General features: G+C 61.0%; 18 protein-coding genes and 2 pseudogenes. 8 read left to right on the forward strand and 12 right to left on the reverse strand.

The features are described 5' to 3' along the window. Positions 1-957: a DUF1403 family protein gene (locus NKH41_RS26870; RefSeq protein ID WP_352934721.1), complete on the reverse strand. Its 957-nt coding sequence runs from the start codon at positions 955-957 to the stop codon at positions 1-3. 126 nt (positions 958-1,083) lie between these two features. Between NKH41_RS26870 and NKH41_RS26875 the strand changes: the two genes are divergently transcribed. Then, positions 1,084-2,199, forward strand: a complete 1,116-nt coding sequence (locus NKH41_RS26875; protein WP_023723132.1) for a tyrosine-type recombinase/integrase — start codon at positions 1,084-1,086, stop codon at positions 2,197-2,199. Between the two features lie 38 nt (positions 2,200-2,237). Here NKH41_RS26875 and NKH41_RS26880 read toward each other — a convergent pair whose 3' ends face one another. Beyond that, a complete protein-coding gene (locus NKH41_RS26880; protein ID WP_023723131.1) occupies positions 2,238-2,930 on the reverse strand; it encodes a nucleotidyl transferase AbiEii/AbiGii toxin family protein in 693 nt (230 codons plus the stop codon). Then, complete coding sequence (locus tag NKH41_RS26885) at positions 2,930-3,193, reverse strand: hypothetical protein (RefSeq protein ID WP_084643174.1); 264 nt, start codon at positions 3,191-3,193, stop codon at positions 2,930-2,932. The genes NKH41_RS26880 and NKH41_RS26885 overlap by 1 nt, the downstream gene beginning before the upstream one ends. Before the next feature lie 612 nt (positions 3,194-3,805). Between NKH41_RS26885 and NKH41_RS26890 the strand changes: the two genes are divergently transcribed. Then, the gene (locus NKH41_RS26890) at positions 3,806-4,738 is read left to right on the forward strand and encodes a recombinase family protein (protein WP_352934724.1); all 933 of its coding nucleotides are present in this window, start codon (positions 3,806-3,808) and stop codon (positions 4,736-4,738) included. A 301-nt stretch (positions 4,739-5,039) separates the two neighbouring features. Here the strand turns inward: NKH41_RS26890 and repC are convergent, their stop codons facing one another. From repC to NKH41_RS26910, 4 genes are all read right to left on the reverse strand, one after another. Further along, positions 5,040-6,383, reverse strand: coding sequence for a plasmid replication protein RepC (repC, locus tag NKH41_RS26895; RefSeq protein ID WP_023723128.1), 1,344 nt, complete (start codon positions 6,381-6,383; stop codon positions 5,040-5,042). A gap of 155 nt (positions 6,384-6,538) precedes the next feature. Further along, on the reverse strand, positions 6,539-7,573 hold the full coding sequence (repB, locus tag NKH41_RS26900) for a plasmid partitioning protein RepB (protein ID WP_031195483.1): 1,035 nt from the start codon (positions 7,571-7,573) through the stop codon (positions 6,539-6,541). Beyond that, the gene (gene repA, locus NKH41_RS26905) at positions 7,570-8,751 is read right to left on the reverse strand and encodes a plasmid partitioning protein RepA (protein ID WP_023749471.1); all 1,182 of its coding nucleotides are present in this window, start codon (positions 8,749-8,751) and stop codon (positions 7,570-7,572) included. The genes repB and repA overlap by 4 nt, the downstream gene beginning before the upstream one ends. 1,006 nt (positions 8,752-9,757) lie before the next feature. Beyond that, positions 9,758-10,888, reverse strand: a complete 1,131-nt coding sequence (locus NKH41_RS26910) for a site-specific integrase (protein ID WP_051409794.1) — start codon at positions 10,886-10,888, stop codon at positions 9,758-9,760. A 275-nt stretch (positions 10,889-11,163) separates the two neighbouring features. Between NKH41_RS26910 and NKH41_RS26915 the strand changes: the two genes are divergently transcribed. From NKH41_RS26915 to scpB, 4 genes are all read left to right on the forward strand, one after another. After that, entirely contained in the window at positions 11,164-11,460 is a 297-nt protein-coding gene (locus tag NKH41_RS26915) for a hypothetical protein (RefSeq protein WP_352468047.1), read from the forward strand. Beyond that, positions 11,450-12,043 carry a type II toxin-antitoxin system VapC family toxin gene (locus NKH41_RS26920; protein ID WP_023723123.1) on the forward strand — a complete coding sequence of 198 codons (594 nt, stop codon included), beginning with the start codon at positions 11,450-11,452 and terminating at the stop codon, positions 12,041-12,043. Before NKH41_RS26915 ends, NKH41_RS26920 begins: the two co-directional genes overlap by 11 nt. 242 nt (positions 12,044-12,285) lie before the next feature. Further along, positions 12,286-13,236 (forward strand): DUF1403 family protein, encoded by a 951-nt coding sequence (locus tag NKH41_RS26925; RefSeq protein WP_352516347.1) that lies wholly within the window; start codon positions 12,286-12,288, stop codon positions 13,234-13,236. A gap of 2 nt (positions 13,237-13,238) precedes the next feature. Further along, entirely contained in the window at positions 13,239-13,952 is a 714-nt protein-coding gene (gene scpB / locus NKH41_RS26930) for an SMC-Scp complex subunit ScpB (protein WP_352468048.1), read from the forward strand. A 132-nt stretch (positions 13,953-14,084) separates the two neighbouring features. Here the strand turns inward: scpB and NKH41_RS26935 are convergent, their stop codons facing one another. From NKH41_RS26935 to NKH41_RS26945, 3 genes and pseudogenes are all read right to left on the reverse strand, one after another. Beyond that, the gene (locus NKH41_RS26935) at positions 14,085-14,519 is read right to left on the reverse strand and encodes an RES family NAD+ phosphorylase (protein WP_352516346.1); all 435 of its coding nucleotides are present in this window, start codon (positions 14,517-14,519) and stop codon (positions 14,085-14,087) included. Beyond that, positions 14,516-14,902 (reverse strand): hypothetical protein, encoded by a 387-nt coding sequence (locus tag NKH41_RS26940; protein WP_023680933.1) that lies wholly within the window; start codon positions 14,900-14,902, stop codon positions 14,516-14,518. The genes NKH41_RS26935 and NKH41_RS26940 overlap by 4 nt, the downstream gene beginning before the upstream one ends. 89 nt (positions 14,903-14,991) lie before the next feature. Further along, a pseudogene (locus NKH41_RS26945) lies at positions 14,992-15,228 on the reverse strand (hypothetical protein); the annotation flags it as partial. Between the two features lie 246 nt (positions 15,229-15,474). Here NKH41_RS26945 and NKH41_RS26950 point away from each other — a divergent pair. After that, positions 15,475-16,869: a Do family serine endopeptidase gene (locus tag NKH41_RS26950; protein WP_031195538.1), complete on the forward strand. Its 1,395-nt coding sequence runs from the start codon at positions 15,475-15,477 to the stop codon at positions 16,867-16,869. A gap of 62 nt (positions 16,870-16,931) precedes the next feature. Here the strand turns inward: NKH41_RS26950 and NKH41_RS26955 are convergent, their stop codons facing one another. Together NKH41_RS26955 and NKH41_RS26960 are read right to left on the reverse strand one after the other, a co-directional pair. Further along, entirely contained in the window at positions 16,932-17,420 is a 489-nt protein-coding gene (locus NKH41_RS26955; RefSeq protein ID WP_156937504.1) for a hypothetical protein, read from the reverse strand. Between the two features lie 223 nt (positions 17,421-17,643). Further along, positions 17,644-18,477 (reverse strand): thermonuclease family protein, encoded by an 834-nt coding sequence (locus tag NKH41_RS26960; RefSeq protein ID WP_352468049.1) that lies wholly within the window; start codon positions 18,475-18,477, stop codon positions 17,644-17,646. A gap of 1,144 nt (positions 18,478-19,621) precedes the next feature. Between NKH41_RS26960 and NKH41_RS26965 the strand changes: the two are divergent. Then, a pseudogene (locus tag NKH41_RS26965) lies at positions 19,622-20,601 on the forward strand (IS110 family RNA-guided transposase); the annotation flags it as partial. Between the last annotated feature and the right edge of the window lie 735 nt (positions 20,602-21,336).

The following is a 21,336-nucleotide window of genomic DNA, read 5'->3' on the forward strand; positions in this document are numbered from 1 at the left end:
TCACAGCCCGTAGATGCGAAAGGTGGCGCGGCCGGACAGTTCGCGCACCGCGCCGAGACCGGTCAGCCGCTCGAACAGGCGCCGCGCGCCCCATCGCGACAGATGGGGCGTCTGCAGCGAGCCGGGCACGGCGTCCTCGTCGAGAAGCAACCTGATCGCCTCCCCCGCCCCTTTCGCCCTGAGCTTGGGCGCCGCCGCGGCAAGCCGGGCGGCGGTCCGGGCGATGTCGGCGGCCAGCCGGCAGGCCTCCACCGAGGCTTGCGCGACCGCGAGGCAGACCGCCCGCTCGAACTTTTGCTCCCCCGGCCGTATTTTTGCGCCTCGTGCGCCCTCGGTGCGAAAGGCTGACGAATGCACCTGCGCCATCAGGAGCGGCACCGGCCGCGGCCAGCGCAATCTTTGCGCCAGCGACAGGTCGGCGAGCCACCAGCCCAAAAACGCCGCCTCCGGCCGCGCGGCGTGGACGTGCCCGGCGATGGCGGCGGCCATGAACGGCGCCGGCGGCGCGGACCGCAGCAGATCGTCCATGCGTTCGGGGATGGTCGCCAGCGCGCCATCCCAGCGGACCCCGAGCAAGTCGCAGATTCCGCGCAGGCCGTCGGCGTCGACCGCCGGCGAGCGTGAGGCCAGTCGTTTCCATGCCACAAAAATGGCGCCGGAGGGGCCGGGATCGTCGCCTGGGCTGCGCAGATGCCAGGCGTCGCGCAGCGCCGCCTCGTCCTCGGCGCGGCCGGCGAGGCGCACGGCGGCCGCGGCGCATTTCAACGCCTGGCGCTGGCGCCAGGCGCCGGCCCAGGGCGGTGCCGCGCGCACCAGAGTGTCGAGCGCATGCAACGCCGCGCCGGCCATGAACGCCGCCTCCGCATCGCTTGTCACCGACCCGCGCTGGGTCGCCCAGCCGGGCACGGTGGGCGGCTCGCAGGTCGATGCAATCGGCGACATGGCGGGACGAATCATGGCGTGGACGATAACGCCATCGTGCGCTTTTCGCTAGCGATCCGGTGCAAAGCGCACAGCCTGTCGCAACGCTTTTATGTCCGATAAGCTTGCCTTATCGGACGTATTCTGATAGCCTCCCAAATCATGCAAAATCCCCCGGAAAACAGGGCCATAACCGACGAACCGACCCACGACGATTTGCCCGACATCGTCGACCTTGTGCTGGAAATGGGCTCCTCACCCCCCGCCTCGCGGGCGCCGGCGCGTCTGGAAGCCCTCGTCGAGACCGCGACGGCCTACGCCAAGGCGGCCAGCTCCGACAACACGAGAGACGCTTACGCCAAGGATTGGCGGCATTTCACCAGCTGGTGCCGCCGGGAGGGATTCGATCCGATGCCGCCGTCGAGCCAGGTCATCGGCCTCTATATTGGCGCCTGCGCCGCCGGGGATCCGAGACGCGGCCTCCCCCCACTTTCTGTCGCGACGATCGAGCGGCGCCTCTCCGGTCTTGCCTGGAACTTTACCCAGCGCGGCGTGCCAATGGATCGCGCCGATCGGCATATTGCCACCGTGCTCGCCGGCATTCGCCGCAAGCACGCAAAGCCACCGCGGCAAAAAGAGGCCGTGCTCGGCGACGATCTCATCGCCATGATCGCGACGCTCGGCCATGATCTGCGCGGCCTGCGCGACCGCGCTATTTTGCTGCTTGGCTTCGCCGGCGGGCTGCGGCGCTCGGAAATCGTCGGCCTCGACGTCGCGCGCGACGACCATCTCGATGGCAACCACAGCGACGGCGCCGGCTGGATCGAGATTTTTCCTGACCAGGGCGTCCTGGTGACGCTGCGCGGCAAGACCGGCTGGCGCGAGGTCGAGGTCGGCCGCGGCGCCTCCGACCAGACCTGCCCCGTCGCTGCCCTCGAGAGCTGGATCCGCTTCGGCCGCATCGCGAGAGGCCCGCTCTTCCGGCGCATCTTCAAGGACAACAAGACCGTCGACGTCGAGCGGCTCTCCGACAAGCATGTCGCGCGCCTGGTCAAGCAGACCGCACTCGCCGCCGGCGTCCGCTCGGATCTTCCGGAAGGGGAACGGAAACTGCTGTTCTCAGGACATTCGCTGCGCGCCGGCCTTGCCTCCTCGGCCGACATCGAGGAGCGTTACGTCCAGAAGCAGCTTGGCCACGCCTCGGCCGAGATGACGCGCAAATATCAGCGGCGGCGGGATCGGTTCCGCGTCAATCTCACCAAGGCGTCTGGGCTCTGAAAGCCCCTCCCCCGCTTGAAGCCGGCTGCCGGCGTTGGTCAGGATGATGTCGCTGGCGACAGCACCTCTTCGAGCAGGGCTGTTGCAGTGGCAAGGCTATCAGCAGCCATCTCCTCGTAGTCTGGCATGATCATGAGCTGTGCAATCGTCCGTCTGACGAACTCCGGATTCAGCTCTGCAAGCCGCTCCCTTGTTCGAGCGACACGATCCGGAAATGCCCGGAGGGCTCCGACAACGCCGGCTCGATGCGATCGCGCGGCGGCTGCGATATCGAAGATGTCCCGCGGTCTGGGCTCCGCGCCTCGGTAATAAACCTTCTTGGCAATGATCTCGGGAATGGTCTCAAGCCATACCGAACGACCTTCTACCTCTCGCTTTTCGAAAGGTGTCCCGGTCAAGGCCCCGGCCACGATGAAGTCAATCTCGCCCAAGCCCTCGAACGCGAATTTCTGAAACCTCGTCCCGTCGCCGTCATATGCGGCAGGACCCGTGCTGAAGCTCAGTTGGCTCTTGGATGGGTCAATGAAGCCGAGTAGCTGAGGGTCGTCGAGGAAGATATCGACGTCGTGGCTTTCGCGATGGTTGATGTGGATCATCATCGCCGTGCCGCCGCCAAACGACCATTCGAATTCAAAACCTCCGGCCTTCTCCCGGAGCTGGTCGATCAGATCGGCAGCAATGGCGAAAAGCCGCCGCCATTCGGACGGACGACGGCTATGGACCTCGATCATCAGGCAGCGAGTTGATAGCTCTCGCCGGACCAGGCAGAGAAATGGGCCGCGAAAGCCTTCAGATCATCAACCGCTATCTGGTGCGCGGCGGCGAACTCCATCTGCTGCTCGACCGGTACTTCTCCAAGGAAGGCACTGACCTGCCCAGGATACTGCTTCGCCAGATCTAGATCCGAAAGACAATGAGCCAGCGCCACCCCGTCGAGCTGTTCGCTGTAGGGCGCGTTCACTGTCGTCAGAACCAAGGCCAGATGCTCACTCATAGTCATGCAAAATAGTCAATTCGTGGATGGGGCACAAGCTGCGAGACTCGGGCACTGCAAATGGCTCGCGAGACTCACAATCGTCCTTCCGTCGACCACAGTGACGCCTGAGCGGCCATGCGCGCGTAAACGGACGAGCTACAGACGCGCGCGGGATCGAGCGGCATTCGGCCAGCTGCGAACTGATCTTCGGAAGCACGACTCCGGCACGTCTCGCCCTTACGAAGCCGCAGGGCGAGATCGGCGGTGGCGCGATCGGTTCCGCGTCGACCTCACCAAAGGCTCTGAAGGTCCCCTCCCCGCGCTTGAAGCCGTAAGGTGTAAACGGCGGTACTGAACTTCAGCTTACGACTTCAATTGAAATCGGGAAATAAAAGCGACAGTCACAGGCGATATCTTCGGCAAGAAAGCTCACTATCGATAATGACCTCATATCGGGACTGTACAGCACCACGCCCTGGGGCGGTCAGGAGGCTAGAAATGGTTGATTTTCAGCCTCATCGAAGCCGTAGGAGCTACCCAAAGGGCCACTAGAGACGTTTACAAACGATCGTTTGTTGATATCTTCGGTGTTTGTACAAACGCCCTTTCCTAAGCTGAGAGACGCCGCAAATGGCCCGTGAAGCGCAAGATCGACGCTCCGGACGACCACAGGGCCGACAAATCGGGTACGCGCGCGTGTCGACGGACGAACAAGCGACGGAAGCGCAGGAAATTGAGCTGCGGTCGGCTGGCTGCGACGTGGTCGTTCAGGAACATGGATCCGGGGCGTCAAGAGCTCGCCCTGCCCTACTGCGGTTGATGAGCGATATCGGCGCCGGCGATGTCCTGGTCGTGGTGCGCCTCGATCGCCTCGCGCGCTCGGTAAGCCATCTTCTTCAGGTGATCGAGGATCTGACTGAGAAGGGCGCGCATTTCCGATCTCTCGGAGATCCGATCGACACGTCGACGCCACAGGGCATGTTTTCGCTACAGGTACTCGGCGCCGTTGCCCAACTCGAGCGTGCGCTGATTTCAGAGCGGACCAAGGCCGGCATTATCGCTGCACGATCGAAGGGGCGGCTGCCAGGCAATCCTGGTATCCGGGAGCGCAGGCCCGAAGCCCTGGCGAAGATGACAGCGGTACAAAAGGCAGCCTATGGCCGACGGCTACAATCAACGATGAACCAGTGGCTTCCGACGGTCCGCCGGATGCGACCCGACCACAACTGGGACGACATCGTTCGGGTCTTGAAGCAGCGCGGCCTCGACTGGACGCCTGAACGACTGCGGCGGGCAGTGAGGTGGCTCGTCACAGAGCACCTGGCCGACTCCACACTGCTAAAGCGGGCGTCTCCTCTGTCTCCCGAAGATCGCCTGATGACTCTCGTGGCAGGGATTTCGCAGTCTAACCCAAACCTGTCGCTCCGCGACATCGCTGGCCAGCTCGAGCGTCTGCATGAGCGAACCCCACGAGGAAGCGCAAAATGGTCTGCCTCCTCAGTCAAGAACCTGCTCGATCGAGCCCGACGGCTTGGACTCGTCGCCGAACTACCTGCGAACTGACCGCCATCCCGCTGCAGAACAGTCCTCAGTTTACGGTCTGTGGCTGACGCTCAACGTTCCCGAGCCGCTTGTACGCGGCCCAGGCATCAGCTGGAACGGCGCTGCCGGCCCGCGCCAGCCAAGCCGCACGATCGGATTCGGTAAGCGAATTCCACCACACCATCCCGGCGGTTTCATCGGGCGTCGGTTGCGGGTCATGTTCTTTTCTCATACCTTCGATGCTCGCATAAGACGCTCGTCCCGACAAGCGCCGCAGCGACCCGCCCAAGCTCATAAAGCGGATCGAAACCCGCCCACCTCATCATGATCCGCGCCCCGGCTTGTCGAGGCTGCGGCGCAACGCATTGCTGATTTCCAGCCGGGATTCGGTGCGCACGACCTTGCCCGCCATCTCCAAATCGACGGCAGCGGCTTCAGCTCCGGTTCCGGTCATTTTCGACGCGTCAAGCTTGGCCCGCAACAAGGCCATCACCATCGGCCAGACCGAGAACTTTCCGACCTTTGCTCGATCTGTCAGGCTGCGCAAATAGCCGCCGGCGCTGTTGATCTGGTCCTGCCGCTGGTAGATCGCGGCAATGGAAATTGCCGCCTGCTGCTCACCCATTGCCGTTCGCGCTTCCTCCCAGGCGCTCGGGCTGACGCCCATGGACGGTCGGGCAACCTCGGCCGCGGCCAGAAATTCACGCCAGTTGCGGATTCCGCCGCCGCCCTTCACCAGCCAAAGCATGTTCGGGCAGGCATCCAGCACGATCCCTAGCGGCAGTTCGCGTTTCGGTAGGCTCCGTACGTTGTCGGTGTCCGCAACGTTTCCGCCCGCTTCATCTTTATTTCCTGAGCCGCTTTCAGATTCAAATTTAGAGTCTGGTTTTGAATTCTGTATGTGGCGCCCATTTTGGGACTCATTGGCGTCCACTTTCTGTGTTTTTACAAATGATTCCAATGCTTCACGCACTTCAGCCCAAAGGCCTTCAAGTTCTTCGGCAATCACCTCGAGAGTCTGCCTAGGTGCAGTGCGTGGTATCTGACCAACAATCGCCTGGTAGGCCTGCTGGACCCTGCCCCAGTTCGCCGGAACGCCTTCCTCAATCCCCGCGTCGATCATCTTGACGATGTCACGGCGGCATATGGTTAGCCGCTCCTTAACGAGACGAAAGGCCTTCTTCTCAGATCTGACCGCTTCCGCAAGATCCTTGAACTCCTCAGCGCGCGCCACGATCGGCGAGATGTCAAAGCCATAGGCTTGCTCGATCTCGCCCGCCTGCCCTTTCCGGGCGAAGCGCTTGCCGTTTGGGCTGTCCCGACGGATGATCAATCCACACTCGACCAGAACGGCCAGGTGTCGCCGTAAGGTCGTTGGGGGCATGCCATTGGCGCGGCGGATCAGCTGCTCGTTGGATGGCCATACAACCAGTTCACTGTCGCCATAAAGTGCCGTGTCCGGATGGAACGACAACAGCGCGTCGAGAATAGCCAAAGCGCGATCAGTGGCGCCCAGAGCGATCCTGGCATCCTTGATATCTTGGAAGACATGCCATTTGTGGACGATCGCGTCCTTCGGCACGGCCCTTGCGGTGACTTGGCTTGAAATCATGCCAAGCGTCATCGGCCGCCGCCCAAAGGGCGTCGTCGCAATATTCGTCTCCATTTTCTTTCACCCTCGATTAGGCAAAAGAAACCTGCTCGCCAAAACGACGCCAATGACTCTTGACAGTGATTCGTGGAGATGCGATTCTCAGAGTGCTTAGTTCAGAGAGAGGCTTCCACGGCTTGCCGTTCGGGGGCCTTTTTCTTTTGCGGTTTTCAGACTCCTTGTTTCGTGATGGACTTCCGAAAGGCCTCAAACAGGTCGTCCAGTTGTCCGGCGATAAACGCTGCGAAACGCGATCCTTCAGCCTCTCCCACCGCAATCATGGTAGTTTTTCCGTTGTCTTTGAGGCTGACGCTGACTGTTTTGTCTGGAGCAGCCCAGGATTTCATAGCAATCTTGGGCTTTGATGGCTTGGCCGGACCCGCAGGTTCTTTGATCGCATTATGATCCGATGGAAGCGTCTCAAGCAGAATAATGAATCTGTCGTCGGACGTTGCCTCGCGGAATTTGTTTTTGCGAATAAGATCGAAAGCTTTTGCGGGTGAGCCGTCTATGGAATAGCGGTTCGAGAATTCCTGCCATCGTCCTCGACCAATCCCGGGAGCTTTACCAATCGATTGCAGTATCTCCTTGTCGACCGATGAGGCGATTTTGATCATCTCGGAGACATGCGATTTTCCTGTCGACAGCGAAGCGCAGATGGTGTCCCGTTTGTATCCCGCTTCCTGCTGCGCAAGCGCAAAAGCGCACTTCTCAATGTATGAAAGATCCTCTCGAGCGGTGTTTTCTTCGCCTTGGAAAATGACTGCTTGTTCATCAGTTAACTCGCGGACGGCCGCTTTGAATCCGATCCCAAGCTGCTTAGCTGCCGCTAATCTTCTGCGACCATAGACGATTTGAAACTCGCCATCCTTGCCTTGTACTGGCCGAACCAGTCCAGGCACAATCTGACCGCGCTCCCGCATGGATTCAGTGATCTCAGCAATGGCGGAAATCTCGTAGGCGTCATCATATCGATCGGTAATAGACGACGGCCGTATTTTGTCGGGATCGAGTTCAATGATCTGTTCGCCTGACTTCAGTAACTTGTCGGCGATATCGCTACGCTCTTGCATTTGGCGAACACCAGCCGCCACCTTCATCAGGTGCGGCGATGACGTGCGGCGGCTGACGCCCTCCTCCGAATTGTCCTCCCCGAGTTGCCCCAAAACAGCAGCAAACATGCCCTTAGAATCTTTACGGCTCACTGTTCACGCCTCCATGCCATTGTGATGAGGCTTTCTATTTCCGCGTTCGCGGCATTGATCGATTCGATTGCACGATCATAAGTTTTAGGTGCCGAAAACCTCGATCGTTGCACTTCATAGAGGCTCTGCTTCCAAGTGAGAGCGTCCGCAACCGCAGTGGATTTGGAGACTGAATTCAGAAGTAAATCCTCGCCAAACACTTGGCGCATTAGGGCCTGCATGTTGGCTTGCGGGTGGTCGTTGGCCTCAAACTTTGTGATGAGGAATTTGGCGAAATCCCAACGTGCGCCTGCACCAGCCTCATCCAGGATTTGCATATAAGATGCGGCCAGCTCCAAAAACTTCCCTGTGGAGTCGACATCGAGCATGTGCGCTGGAACTGGGATTAGGACTCCGGTAGCGGCAGTGAGCGACGAAAGTGTCAGGAAATTGAGTGACGGCGCACAGTCGAGAAGGACGATGTCGTAGTTATCGACGATCTGTTCGAGCGCCTGTGACACTCGAAGCAGAAAACTGGTTCCACCGCTCTTGCGCATCTCAAGGGTGACGGCCGTCTCGAATTCTGTCAGCTCAAGACCGGCGCAGATGACGTCGAATCCGATGATATGCGTCTGATGAATAATCTTTTCCGTTGGCACCGGATCATCAAACCGAATCGCTGAGTAAAGGGTGTCACCTTCTCGGTAGTCAAATCCGGGTAACGCTCCTTGCAGACTTGTCAACGACGCCTGGGGATCCATGTCGACTGCGAGAACGCGATATCCACGTAGTGCCAACCAATGACCCAAGTGAATAGTGGTCGCTGTCTTGGACGATCCACCTTTGAAGTTCGTGATCGCGATGATCTGGCAATCCTCGCCTTTAACACGACGAGGATTGATCCATTTCTTCCGTGCCTTTTCCGCCAGGTGCATCCGAAGGTCCAGCACCTGCTCCACAGAATATAAGCGCTTTCCGGTGGTCGTTGTCTCTGGCTCAGGCCCCTGCCCTTTTAAGGAGACCTGCCGTATGTAAGCTTCAGTCACTCCTAGCAATGCTGCCACTTCCGTCGAAGTGAATTTGCGCATCGTACGAATCGCATCTGGAGGATACTGAGCCAGCGAAAGATTGTTGAGTGCCTTCTCGAGTTTCGTCGAAAAGGTATTCATGAACTGAAGGCTACTTAGATGCCGCGTCACCCAGATTCTCCTCTTGCACCCAGCGCCTATTGATAGCGACTGTGGTTAACAAGCTGTTAACGCCACGCCAACTACGCCAACTTTTCGAATTACGCGGTTTTTCCGTTACTGGAGGTATGCCCGATTCGGAGAATTCGAGCAAATGGACACAGGGCAGTTCCCAGCTGGGAACTTTTCGCTATCGCTGGCTTCCCTGTGCCGTCAAAGTTGCGCATCAGGCATTGAAAAAGACAGCTATGAAGTTGGTTACGCAGCATGGGGGCACGGGCGGGCCCCGTTGCCCGTTTTGTTCTCGTAGATAGTCGACGTTGGTGTACCGGTTGGCCTCTGGCTTCCGCGTACGGCCGCGAGCGACCTACAAAAGCGCAGGTAGGTTTCGGCGCATGGAGAGATACCCCCTCCCCCCACTTTGGCGCGGCGGCGAAATTCCCGTTGTGACGGAGGCACTGAGCTCGCGCAGTCCTAGGGAAGTCACCATCCTTTGCGTCGGGGACGATGGGTTGTGTTTGTAATGCAGCCATGCCGCGCCGCTTCCGATGTCACTTCGGTGAACGCCCCCAGGCAGACAAGTTAGACGCCCCACGGCCCCTACCCTGCAACGAGGCATTCCTTCCGGGCCGAGCGACTCTCGCGAATGGCAACTCAGCGGCTAGGATCTATCGCCAGGCGTCCCACGCGATTTGACAGCAATCAGCACCGTTTGGCACGTGGGCGTCCTGTCCACGCGCACTTTCCTCCAGCGTCGAGCAAGAGGCTCCTGCAGTCGCCAGGCAACTTCCCTCGGGGGCTAGTCCAAGTGTCGGCGAAGGATCCTGGAGAACTCATCGAGAAGCAACTTCTCGCACAACCCGTATTTTGAGTTCCCAGCTGGGAACAGCTCTTCAAGTTGGAGGCTTGCGCCCGCACCAATAAACCTTAGAAACCCATCAACTTGATGGTTGGATCTGTGGCGCCGGGGTGGATTGGCGCATCCAGAGGCACCTGCGGCTGGGGGGCGTACCGCACTCTACAATCCTGACGCCTTAGTTAGATTGACGCGGAAGCGATCGCGCCGGCGCTGGTATTTGCGTGTCATCTCTGCCGAGGCGTGACCAAGCTGCTTCTGCACGTAGCGCTCGTCAACCTCGGCAGAGGAGGCGAGGCCAGCGCGCAGCGAATGGCCGGAAAACTTTTGGCCGCGCTCGCCCTCGGAAAGATCACCGCGCACGCCGGCGGCCAAGGCCGCGCGTTTGACCAGCCGCGCCACCTCCTGATCGTTGAGCCGCTCGGCGCCCACAGCTTTGCCCTGCCCCGTGACGCGGCGGAAGAGGGGGCCATGCGCGATGCGGGCCAGCTTCAGCCAGGTCTGCAGGGCGACGACCGGGCAGGTGGCATCGGACGAGCCGCGGCCAATCTCGACCTCGCGCCAGCCGGTCTTGCCTCGCAGCGTAACCAGCACGCCCTTGTCCGGGAAAAATTCAATCCAGCCGCAGCCGTCCTCGGTTTGATCGCGCGCAACATCGAGGCCCACGATTTCGGAGCGGCGCAAGCCGCCGGCGAAGCCCAAAAGCAACATGGCGCGGCCGCGCAGACCGCGCAGCGTGCCACGATCGAGCGTTTCCAGCATGGCGACAAGATCGTCGCGCAGGATGGCTTCCTTTTGACGGGGAGGGGAGGCGTGTTTATTGCGGATGCCGGCGAGCACGGTGGCGATATGCCGGTCCTTCCGGTCGAGCGGTTGACCGCGTTGCGTATAGTTCCAGGTCAGCGACGACAGGCGGCGCTCAATGGTCGACACAGACTTTTTGTCCCGTTCCGATCCTGAGGCCTGGGCCGTGATGTAGAGGCCGACGACTTGTGGATCTGGCGGCAGCGGATCAAACGCCTGGCGCCGGCACCAGGCGCAAAAATGCTTCCAGTCGGCGGCATAGGCGCGACGGGTGTTTGCCGAACTCGCCGCCTCGACGTAATCGCGCGCGCGGTCGGCCAGCTTTTCGAGATGGGCAGGCAGTGATGCTCGTCGCGAGTCGAGGACCTGCGTGGGAGGAGCGGGAGCCTCATCCGGATGCCCCATTTCCATGACGACGTCGACAATGTCAGGCAGGTCGCTGGTGTCGACCGCGTCGATGGGCGTCATGAAATTACGGGGACTGCCCATCGAAACTCTCGATCATTTGAATGTCACAGTGGTGCGATTCTGAGAGCCCCAACGTGCGACCAAAGCGCCCAATTGTCCACCGCGAGGTGCTTGACCAGTAGCTCCCGAGATTTGCGCCGGTCGCGTACGACCACACGCTGGGTCGTGCTTTAGCATGACCGGGCGACGGACCATGTCCGATCCAGTGTTGACCCTCCTAGGGCCCTCTTTCTCAGTGCCGATCCTTGCCTTCATGTTCAACATCCCTTATGTTTCGTTCAACAGGAGAATCCAGGATGAGCGTACGTGGCGCAACGGCAGCCGAAAGCGAGGAGCGGATCGCCCACACCCGGAACCGTCTGGTGCTTGAGCAGGCGAGGGCGGTCGGCCTTCTCGGCGCGGCCAAGAACACACGCCTTTCCGGGAGGGTGCCGTCGGAATTGATCGAGGCGGCAAAAAAGCGCGCTCATGTGACCTCCGACACTGAACTGCTGGAGCTCGCCTTGTCGCGGCTGGCCCTCGAGGACGATTTTGGCGCCCAGCTCGTCCGCCGCAAGGGCAGCATCTCCGCAGACATTGATCTTGGCGTTTGATCTCGGGAGCGCACTGCGTTCCCTCAAACCACAGCGGCGTGCCGGCGGGCTGGAACGGCGGCCGGATTCCGCTCTGTCCTGGGCAGGGGACCAGCCGCCTGTCGGCGGTGCATTGCTTCTCGACACGAGCGTCTATCTGGATGTCCTTCAGGGGCGCACGCCCAAAGTGGTCGATGACCTTCTGATCTATAGGCTCTGTCAGCACTCGGCCGTCTGCCTTGCCGAGCTCAGCCACCTGTTCGGCCGGCTCGACCCAGCGCACCCCACGACGAAGTCGGTCCTGAAAGTGGTTGCAGGCACGATTGAAGACATTCCAGTGCACCGGCTGCATGCACCCGACGCCACCGCCTGGGGACGCGCCGGCATGCTTGCCGGCCTGCTGTTCCGGCTGAGCCGTCTGCCGAAAGGGGAGGGCCATGAACGCCGCTTCCTCAACGATGCGCTGATCTTTCACCAGGCCGGTCTGCTGGGCGCGACGGTCCTGACCGGCAATGTTGGGGATTTCGATTACCTCAACCAGCTTGTTCCGTCGGTGCGTGTGATCTTCTACCGGCCGGTGACAGACTTGCGCCCGCAGGGTTGAAAGCGTCTGTGGCAGATGCCCGTGCACCGTGATCGTCCAACCTCCTTTAATGACCACCAGTCTTCAAAAAGGTCGCTGACACTCTCCTGCGACCGTTGAACCGCGGGCGACAGCGGCCATTTCTAACGTAATGACAGACACGAACGATAAGGCATTATCGTTCGTCATTGTGCAACGACAGGCTGTGCGTTTGAGCCCTCGAATGATGGCGTAAAGCGCACGCCCAGTTTACCATGTCAGACATGATTCGAGCCGACCCCTCACCTGTTAGCGCTCCTCTGCCGCCGCGTGTGCCGGGCTGGGCGCTGCCAGACGGGCCAGTTTCGAGCGATGCCGATGCCGCGTTTTGGGCTGGGGCAGCCTTGACTTCGCTCGATAATCTGGTGCGTTCGGAGCCGCCCTGGGCCGGTGCCTGGCGGCAGGGGCGGGCCTTGAAATGCGCCGCCGCCGTTCGGCTGGCCGGCCGCAGCGAGGACGAGGCCGCCCTGCGCGATGCCTGGTATATGCGTCCCCCCGACACCGATCCTGGACCTGCCGGCGCTGTTTTGGGCGCCTGGCGACAACTGGCGTTGCGGCCGCCGGTGGTCAATGCCGCGAGACTGGCCGAAGTGGTCGCGCTGCTCGGCTTGCGCTGGGACGATGCCTTTGCCGATCTTCCCGAGGTGATCGACAATCTTGCCCGTTCCGGGCGACCGGCGCCGTTCGCTGCCGGGGCAATCGCCGGCTACGTGGTCGCAATGCGGTCGGAGGCCGAAACGCTGGCCTGGTGGTGTGCCGATCTGGTCTTGGCGCAAAAGCTGCGCTGGTCGCGGCCCGTGCCAATGTTGGTGGCGCAGGCGTTTGCTCCGGCCTTCCATGCTGAAGGCGGACGCGGCAAACGGATCCGGCCTGGAGGGGAAGGGTTTGAGCGGGCAGTATGCGTGGCGCTGGCGCAGGGCGCGGCGGATGCCTGCCGGGTCGCCGGCGAAATTTCTCGGCGGGCTGAGCGGCTTATGGCGGTGGCGCCTAAGCTCCGCGCCAAAGGCGCAGGTGAGGCGATCGCAAAACTGCTCGACAATGATGCCGTCTCCGGCTCGCTCGTGACCAAAAACCTGTCGCGGTTCGGGTCACGGCGGCTGTTCGACCGGTTGATAGAATTCGAGGCAGTGCGTGAATTGTCGGGACGGCCGACCTTCCGGCTGTATGGGCTCTAGCGATGGCCGACCAAACGGCCCAGAGAAAAGAAAATGCCCAGCCATCGCTGCTCGACACTGAGTTGGAACACCTGCCGGCGGAGTTGCGCTGGCGCGAATGGATGGGTCGCGTCGAAGCGGTGATTTTTGCGGCCAACACGCCGGTGATGCGCGAGACGCTGGCGCGGGTCGTCGGAAGAAGCTGCAACATCGACCTGGTTATCGACGACATTCGCGAAGAATTGCGCGGCCGGCCCTATGAACTGGTGTCGGTCGCCGGCGGTTGGCAGCACCGGACCAGGAGGGTCTACTCCGATGCAATTCGAGCTGCCACGGGGCAGGGTACGGATGGCGGGCCGGGGTCAAAACCCCTGTCGCAGTCCGAGGCGCTGATCTTGATGTGCATTGCGTATTTCCAGCCGATCACCCGGGCCGAGCTGTCGAGCTTCTTCGGCAAGGAGATCTCGCGCGACCTGATCGGCGTGCTGCGATCGCAGGATTTTATCGCTTCGGGTCCGCGCTCGCCGCAACCTGGCGCGCCCTATACTTATGTGACGACGAAAACTTTTCTCTCGCAGTTCGGGCTCGACACGCTGCGCCAGCTACCGGATTTCGAGGCGCTTGAGGACGCAGGGCTGCTGTCGAAGGAGAAGCTGCTGGCCGGCGATATTCCAGCCGGGCTGGCGAGCGGGGAGGGCGACGGCGAGGACGATGTCGTTGGGGACCAAGCGCCGTGACGGGGGACGTCGTCGCGTTGCGATCCCAGAGACGGTCGATAACTCAGCACCAGGACGACTGGTCGTGCGGCAACCGTTGATCGGGATCGTGAACCGCGACATGGTCGCTGTCGACAAGATTGGCCGGAAAGATCACCAGATTGGTGCCGCCGGCGTGACGCAGCGACGGAACAGGATGCCGCGAAGTCCGGCGGTGATGACCAGATCCGCGAGCTTCCACGATGGCGGGATCTTCTTGTCGATGCGAGCGACCTGGCGCCAGGCACAATCCCACTCCTTCCACGGGCCGTCCCAGATGTCCGGGTCGAAACCCTGCGAAAGGTCGGCTACCTCGGCGAGCGTGATCTTGTAAGCGGCAAGGGTGGCGGGCGGGGTGATGCTGGCTCCCTGCTTGTATTCATCAAGCGCCGTCTGGGTCGCACGCGACAGATAAAGTGCTTCGATGCCTGGCCGGTTGAAACGACCGCCGTCCATCGCTGCGCCTGCACCGCTGGTGGGCAGGAAAGCCCATTTGGGAGTCAGATAGCGATGGAAGATTTCGTCTGGACCGATGCGGGTGATCCTCACCCGCGCGCACCATTCTCGAGATCCCGGATAAAGGCCAGAACCGCCTCGACCTGGCCGCCCGCGACGAGCTCGGCTGCGGTACGATGGCCATAGTCGGCGATCGGTTCATTGCGGTACCAAAAGATCGCCTTGTTGACGTCGCCGGTGAGTTCCGTCGCCGCCGAGATCACTTTCACCATCTCGCGCATCCGGCCCTGCAGGCGCTCCGATGAGGGATTGCGGAGCGTGTTGCGGTGGACACCGGTCAGCTGGGCCAAGTTGGCCACCTTCACGCCCAGCGCCTGCGACAGGCGCTTCGGCGAGATATAAGGCGTGCGCGGCTCCTGCAGGCTATCGACAAAGCCGGAAATCACCGTGGAATGTGCGAGCTGTGCGTGGGCCATGACAAATCTCCGACCTCTCATATGCACAATATATGCACATTCCGATGCATAGCAAGTGGACGGAGGCATCGTCTTGTCCCCAACATGGAGCTGACCGGTTCGGTTGCTCCCGGCGGCATGCGTAGCGCCGGCACCGATTCCACCGCACAGGCATCCGATGCCCAGGACGAAAGGATTGCACGCTTCTCCTGGACGTCCAGCGTCGCGTCAGTCAGCACGTCCTGAGGTCGCTCGAAATGCCGTGCTGGATGGAGCAACCGGTCAAGAAAAACATCAGGACCCTCGGGCCCGATTGGGGGAAAACTCGTCGAAATGGCTCCTTCCATCGATGGTCCTCCGCTTTGAATAGTCTCCTTTGTTGATGTCATCTTTGGTGGCTCTCGCGATTTTCACCAGCCGAAATTTTGGAGAGTTTCGAGCAAATTTCAATGGCCCGACAAGGCCAAATCCTCGCAGTTCAGCCCACGATCAACATTTTTTCGAACCGGTGAAACAATCGGCGTGAATGTCAGTTGTTGCGTCTGGGAAAAGTCGCGCGGCAGCGCCAGGGCGGTCGGGCAGGAGAATCAATCATGTCTTACATTGCCAGGAAGCGACTGAGCATGGGCCTCGTCGCAGGAATCTTGATGCTCTCGGCTGGCGGCTTTGCTCCGGTTTCAGCACAGGAAATCCCGAACGACTTCAGCGCAATCCTGCGTCAGAAGCTGCCGGCCGTGGTCGCGATCACGACGAGGCAGATCATCCAGGACCAAACGATGCTCGACGATTTTCTCAACCCCTTCGACAGCCGCGGGCCTGCCCAGCCGCAGGTGCGAGAAGCTCTCGGCTCCGGCTTCGTGGTCAGTCCGGAGGGCTACATCGTCACCAACAATCATGTCGTGGCCGACTCCACCGAAATCCACGTCGTATTCTCCGATAAGGAGACTTCGCGCGCGCGACTTGTGGGCCGCGATCCAGCAACCGACATCGCGGTGCTGAAGGTCGATCCACGCCCCAACATGACGACCACCGCCTGGGGTGACTCTGACGCAATGCAGCCGGGTGCCTGGACGATCGCGATTGGCAGTCCCTTCGGGCTCGGGGGAACCGTGACCGTCGGCGTTCTTTCCGCCCGCTCGCGCGACATCCAGGCCGGCCCTTACGACGATTTCCTCCAGACAGACGCCTCGATCAACAGAGGCAATTCCGGCGGCCCGCTGTTTAACGCGCGCGGCGAAGTGATCGGCGTCAACACGGCCATCGTCTCGCCATCGGGCGGCAGCATCGGCATCGGTTTCGCCGTGCCGTCCCGAACTGCACGAAGCGTCGCCGATCAGCTGATCCGTACCGGCCGGATTGACCGCGGCTTCATCGGAGTGCGTCTCCAGGAGGTGACGCCGTCGCTTGCCCAAGCGCTTGGGATATCGAGCACCAAGGGAGCGCTGGTCGCCTCGGTCGAGCCCGGCAGTCCGGCGGAGAAGGCCGGCCTACAATCGGGCGATGTAATCACCCGGTTCAGCGGCAAGGACATCCAGGGCGTCCATGACTTGACACTGGCGGCAGCGAACGAAAAGCCAGGGTCGAAAGCGACGCTGACAAGGAACCGCGGCGGCTCCCAGCAGGAGGTGGAGCTGACCGTCGGCCAACGCAAGGACGAGGAGGTGCAGACCGGTGCCGTTCCGAGTCCGGAAGCGGCGGACCAACGCCTCGGGCTGTCGCTCAGCACCATTCCGGACGAAGCGCGCCAGCAACTCGGTCTGCAGCCGGGTACCACCGGCGTGTTTATCCAGGAAGTGGCGCCGAATAGCCCCGCCGCCGAGAACGGCCTTCGACCTGGCGACGTGATTGTCTCGGCCAACAACCGGGATGTGGCACAGCCGTCAGATATCCAGGAGGAGTGGGCAAGATCCCGGCAGCAGCACAAGCCCATTCTGTTGCGCATAAACAGGCAAGGACAATCGCTCTTCATTGCCCTAGCTGCTTCCTGACGTAGCGTGCGTCGAAACCAAAAATGTGGCAAAGTTTCCGTTCCGTATCCGAAAGAACGGAATCAGGTCGCCGGAGCCCAAACATCACTCCAGCCGCCTCCTCCCATCTCGCGCGCGGCAAAAAGCAGCCAGCCGGCCGTGGCTCCCATCATCGTCCGCACTTGAGCAGCTCGTGCCGAGCCCGTGTCAATTTTGACGCACTCCGTTCCTATATAGCGTGATAGAAGACCTTCGCCGCGTTGGCGATGATGAAGACCGGCCTTGCCGGAACCGCGCAGCGAGCGCCCTTCCCGAAGACGCCATATGACCACATCTCGCACGGTCATTGTTGAGACGGCAGCGTCAAAGTTCGCCGCATCAGTTGCAACGAGTTCTGGAAAATCAGGCCGGACTTGATGCCAGCGAATGATAACGTCAGGTCGGCTCGCCGTGTTCTGCATCGCTCGTTGTCGATGGGTGGCGATCATAATCGATGGGCGGGGCAACATAACTTCGGCCTCGGCTCTGCCGAACTCCCTGCCGATTTGGAATGCCGCTGAAAGCTGTCTCATGAACGGAGGGCTGCACGTATTTTGGAGGCATCGTTGGATCTTCCCGCTTTCATTTAGTCGACAATAGCTGGTCCGCTTGGAACGGCAGTCCGTCACCGTTCAAAAGCCACCCGTCGAGGCGGCCCTTTCATTAGGAACCCCTCCACATGACCAAACCCACCCCAACGCGCCGCGGCGCCAACACCGACGTGCGTGCGACCGTGAAGCGGCAGCACCTGCAGGTTCAACACTGGCTTTCGCAGGCGATGCCGTCTTTGTCGCGGTCTAGCTTGCGGCCCCAAGAGCAGTTGGCTGGGTACCAACTTGCTTCATCGCACGAGCTGATTTGGGAACAGGTGCGCCGCGGCTCGCATGAATAGCCGCTTTGTGCGACCTGATGGCGGTTGATTAAGCCAAGCGGCTGGTTAGAAAGCGGCCGGTTGTCGGCATGCGCTAGACGCCACACCCAAGGCGCCTGAAAAGTTCCGGCCCACAGACCGAGCTTTGCCGCCTCTGCCTTCGCCTGCTGCCCCGCATAGGCGCCGTGGCTGTAGAGGGGCCAGTCCAGTGCCAAGCCCTGCTCGACAAGCCAGCGCTGAACGCTACGACCGCCCGCCCGATCGCAGTTCCCGACAAGACGCCCGTACCGATCACGATCGACAAAACTGCAATGCAGCGGTCGCGAAGCTGCCAGGAACTTGTCCAAGGCTTGGGCAGCGCGGCGCCCGCATGGGTAGTCAAAGCCCTTGGCGTCGTCGCAGTGCTGACGGCTCTCGGGCGCGTCGATGCCATTGAAACGAATCCTTTGGCCTGCAATCTCTACTGTGTCGCCATCGATCACCGAGGCGCGGCCTTCCATGTGGCCAGGCAATGGTTCTGTCCAGTTTGTTATCGTGCTCTGTTGGCCGGCGGTGCTCTGGATCGCGAATTGGGTGACTGCGGCGGCAAGCGTGCCGGCGCCGAGGAAGATCAGCCCCAAGAGGGGTCGCGGCAGCCGCCGTAACGGCATTCTTCTGCCGGCGCGCCTTCGCCAGCGGTCAGCCTGATTGGCGCCTTGATAACGGTGGCCTTTGCCCACGCCCGCTCTCCCGGAAGAGAGAATGCCGCCATTCCGGGCGAGAGTCCAGAAGCTGCACTAGCCGGTCGGCAACTGGTCAACGCGGGGGGCACCGGCTCAGCCTTTCAACCGTCTCAACTATGGCCTTCGCAAGCGGGCATCAAGGTCCGCGTGAAGCACCTCCGGGGCGAGGAAGACCTTCGGCACGCCTCGCTGCAGGATTTTTGGGATGAAGACTAGAACGCCGTTTGTGTCTCCAAGACGCGACAACGCAAAGTTCACCGGCCCGGCCAAGCGCCGACTATTTGACAAGCGCGCAAATGGCGTATGCTGTCAGCGTCCAAGCTGTTGGGGACGTAGCGGCTACATGCGCTTGTGCTACCCACCCTGGAGCTGGGGAAGTAACCGGCAAGCTCCTAGAAATTAGAGCATTTGAATTTGACGCGCTGGCACCGCCACCTATGACGACTTTTGGCTTGGGACACCAAGCCTGTGCGGATTTGTCTGGGCTTGTATCACTCGCGCTTGCATACTGGGTGATTTCCCAACCGCCGACGCCGTCCTTCCCCGCCGGACCCTCAGCCCCCATTGCACCTCTAGGTCCCTGCTTGCCGGGAAGACCTTGTGGACCGACAGGCCCTTGGGGCCCTGGGGGGCCTGCCGTTGTGCAACCTGCAAGGAGGGCGACGCATCCTAGAGCGGTAATAATTCTCATGACCACCTTCCCGGTTTCCCGGTGAGTTGACGACAAAAAACATTCGCCAAATCAACCGAATGTACCACCACGCGATTGTCGTGGATAGGAACGCGATCGGCGGCTAACGGAACGTCGCATATGCGCCGTGACGACGGGCGGCCAGCAATCGTAGCGTAGAGTGTTGACGCGCCTTCCTTGCCGTTGAAGCTCTCGATGAAGCCGTATCCGGCATGATGTTCTTGGTGCCATCGTTTGTTCGGTACGTCAGGTTCGTTAAGCTTGGCGCATCCGGGCCACGGGGCACCGGGAGCACGCAAGTGCGGGCAGGCCGGCGTATGCAGATGAACTGCGAGTTCGAGCACATTATCTGGCCGCCCCTACGACTCGCCCGGATGCGCTGCGAGTGCGGATCCGTATTTGTCGTGTTGCCCGCTCGCTCCCTGTTCGTGACCAACGATGGAGGGAACCGTGCGTATTATCGGCATGGACATACACCGCGTAACCGCCGAGGTCGTGTCGTTGCTTGATGGCGAGATCGTCAAGCTCGGCCGCGTTCAAATGCTGCGCAATAAGCTCGAGGAGTTCGCCAGGAAGGAACTCACCCACGATGATCATGTGGTGATCGAGGCGACAGGCAATGCTGCTGCCGTCGCTGAAGTGCTGTCGCCCTACGTCCATCGGATCGTGATCGCCAATCCCAAGCAGGTGCACATGATCGCGCACGCGAAGGTGAAGACTGACACGATCGACGCACTGTCCTTGCGAAGCTCTACGCCTCGGGCTTTCTGCCGGAGGTCTGGGTTCCGGATCCGGGGACCCTTGCCCTCCGAAGACAGGTCACCAGGCGGACACAGCTGGTTCGCCAGCGTTCGCGGCTGAAGAACCTGATCCAGTCAATCCTCCACGCCCACCTGATCCCGCCGTGTCCGCATGGGAACCTCGTCGGGATCAGCGGGCGCAAATGGCTGACGAGGCAAATATTGCCTGCGGATGAGCGCGCCGCCATCGAGCGCCACCTCGGCTTGATTAACCAGATCAACGAGACGTTGACGGTGGTCGAGGCGGATATAGCCGTACATGCCCTTCAGGATCCGACAATCCGCCGCCTGATGACGTTGCCCGGCCTCGACGTCACCGTGGCTGCGAGCGTTGCCGCGGCAATCGGCGACATACGGCGCTTCAGCGATCCACAGAAGCTCGTTGACTATCTTGGCCTCAATCCGAGCGTGCGGCAGTCCGGTGAGGGGCCAGCCTATGACGGGCGCATCACGAAGCAGGGCCGCGGCCATGCGCGGGGGATGCTGGTCGAGGCGGCATGGGCGGCTGTGCGATCGCCAGGACCTCTTCGCGCCTCCCACAAGCGGATCGCCTCGCGCCGCGGGAAGCACATCGCGGCCGTCGCCACTGCGCGCAAGCTTGCAATGATCATCTGGCACATGCTGAGCAAGGATACCGCAAAAAAGCCTCGGCGCTGGGTCGTTGCGCCGAGGCTTTGGGCACGTACAAGCTACACCAACATGTCCGTTTATAAACGTGCGCTAATAATGTAAAAAACGGTGAACCACGCACAGGCGGAAGGGCGCACGCTCAAAGCTGGGGTGAAGCGGCAATATCAGTCATGACAAGTTGCGCGCCCTGATTGTTCCACCTGGCTTTCGACCGAACGAGGGGACGAGGATGTCGGCTGTGTTGATTTGGCAAGATGATGTACTCCGTCACCGCTCATGCCGATGAAGGGAGGCTTGAACCGCAAATCTCGAAATGTCTAGTGATGGCCACTGGGACCCCGCACATTCGGGGATTCGAAGCTGATTTTCAGGTGGTGCTAAGCAAGGCCGGCAAGGTGGAGACGATCACCGTTATGCTAGGTATGCTCATACATCGCGCTTTGCTCTGAGTGGCGGCCCAGCAGCTTGGGTTAGGGGGGCCGCTGGGCCTGACCAGCGAGCGTTCGGGAATGCTCGACTGGCCGGTTAGTATTTTAGATAAATCTAATATAATCGAACCATGCGAACGAAGTACGCGGCGGTAAGAAAGTGGCTGGCGTCCGATTCACTTACCGCGCGGTTTTGCCTTGGGTTCTGGCGAGCTTTCGGAGGGGTTTGCAGCCAATTTTGCAGATCGCCGATCTGTTACCCACAGGGACTTTTTCCTCGCCACCAATTCGTCACGATCGCCCTCAG

It is taken from the genome of Mesorhizobium sp. M1169 (assembly GCF_040318345.1).
In the GTDB taxonomy this organism is placed as follows: domain Bacteria; phylum Pseudomonadota; class Alphaproteobacteria; order Rhizobiales; family Rhizobiaceae; genus Mesorhizobium.

Bases quoted from the DNA above. Each gene is read 5' to 3' on its own strand.
- NKH41_RS26870 (WP_352934721.1), bottom strand. From the start codon at position 957: ATGATTCGTCCCGCCATGTCGCCGATTGCATCGACCTGCGAGCCGCCC.
- NKH41_RS26875 (WP_023723132.1), top strand. From the start codon at position 1,084: ATGCAAAATCCCCCGGAAAACAGGGCCATAACCGACGAACCGACCCAC.
- NKH41_RS26880 (WP_023723131.1), bottom strand. From the start codon at position 2,930: ATGATCGAGGTCCATAGCCGTCGTCCGTCCGAATGGCGGCGGCTTTTC.
- NKH41_RS26885 (WP_084643174.1), bottom strand. From the start codon at position 3,193: ATGAGTGAGCATCTGGCCTTGGTTCTGACGACAGTGAACGCGCCCTAC.
- NKH41_RS26890 (WP_352934724.1), top strand. From the start codon at position 3,806: ATGGCCCGTGAAGCGCAAGATCGACGCTCCGGACGACCACAGGGCCGA.
- repC (WP_023723128.1), bottom strand. From the start codon at position 6,383: ATGGAGACGAATATTGCGACGACGCCCTTTGGGCGGCGGCCGATGACG.
- NKH41_RS26910 (WP_051409794.1), bottom strand. From the start codon at position 10,888: ATGGGCAGTCCCCGTAATTTCATGACGCCCATCGACGCGGTCGACACC.
- NKH41_RS26915 (WP_352468047.1), top strand. From the start codon at position 11,164: ATGAGCGTACGTGGCGCAACGGCAGCCGAAAGCGAGGAGCGGATCGCC.
- NKH41_RS26925 (WP_352516347.1), top strand. From the start codon at position 12,286: ATGATTCGAGCCGACCCCTCACCTGTTAGCGCTCCTCTGCCGCCGCGT.
- scpB (WP_352468048.1), top strand. From the start codon at position 13,239: ATGGCCGACCAAACGGCCCAGAGAAAAGAAAATGCCCAGCCATCGCTG.
- NKH41_RS26940 (WP_023680933.1), bottom strand. From the start codon at position 14,902: ATGGCCCACGCACAGCTCGCACATTCCACGGTGATTTCCGGCTTTGTC.
- NKH41_RS26950 (WP_031195538.1), top strand. From the start codon at position 15,475: ATGTCTTACATTGCCAGGAAGCGACTGAGCATGGGCCTCGTCGCAGGA.
- NKH41_RS26955 (WP_156937504.1), bottom strand. From the start codon at position 17,420: ATGAGACAGCTTTCAGCGGCATTCCAAATCGGCAGGGAGTTCGGCAGA.